Annotated in this window: 1 protein-coding gene; it reads right to left on the bottom strand. The window is 73.1% G+C overall.

The window, feature by feature from the left end; genetic code table 11:
• Nucleotides 1-699, bottom strand: a 699-nt coding sequence (locus J0695_RS40235; RefSeq protein WP_372445922.1) for an IucA/IucC family protein, incomplete at both ends; no start/stop codon positions are given.

Raw genomic sequence — 699 nt, 5'->3', positions numbered from 1 at the left:
GCGGCGAAGGAGGCGCGGGTGGGGGCGTCCAGTTCACGATGGTAGAGGCGGTCGGGGGTGGCGAGCCCGGAGACGCCCCGGTAGGAGGCGAGTGCGGTGGACACCGCGATCCACGGGAGACGGGACGGTCGGCGGGCCTCGGGGGTCCAGCGTGCGGCGTCGGTGGCGGAGAAACCGACGCGGCCCTTGTTGAGGACGAGCCAGGGGTGCCCGGTCTGGTGGCCCTCCAGCTGGGCGTAGCCGAGTTCGACGAGGTCGGCCACGGAGAGCGCGGTGTGGTCGAGGCGGGCATCGGCGGCGAGGGTGGTGGTGAGTTCGCGGACGAGGTGGCCCAGGGTGGCCCCGTCGAGGGCGAGGACGCGGCGGGCGCGGACAAGGAACTGCAGGGGGTCACCGAAGGGCTGTCCCTGGACCTCGATGGAGTCCGGAGCGATGTGCCAGTGACCGTAACTGCCGCGCCGGGCGCGGAACGTGAGGACGCTGTCGTCGTCGAGACGCATGGCGTGGCGGTCGCCTGCGTTCGGGGTGGTGAAGGGGACGGGCTCGATGAGTTCCTCGTAGGCGAAGGCGGCGAGCATCTTGGCGAGCAGGCGGCGGGCCGCGCGGCCCCAGGTCTCACGGTTCAGTTCGGGCGGGGCGAGCAGCACGGGCTCCTCCGTGGCTTCCTCTGCGGAGCCGGGGGTGGCAGGGGGCGTGGGC

The sequence above is a fragment of the Streptomyces beijiangensis genome, from assembly GCF_017315755.1.
Classification (GTDB): Bacteria; Actinomycetota; Actinomycetes; order Streptomycetales; family Streptomycetaceae; genus Streptomyces; species Streptomyces beijiangensis.
This window is presented reverse-complemented; position numbering and strand designations above follow the sequence as displayed.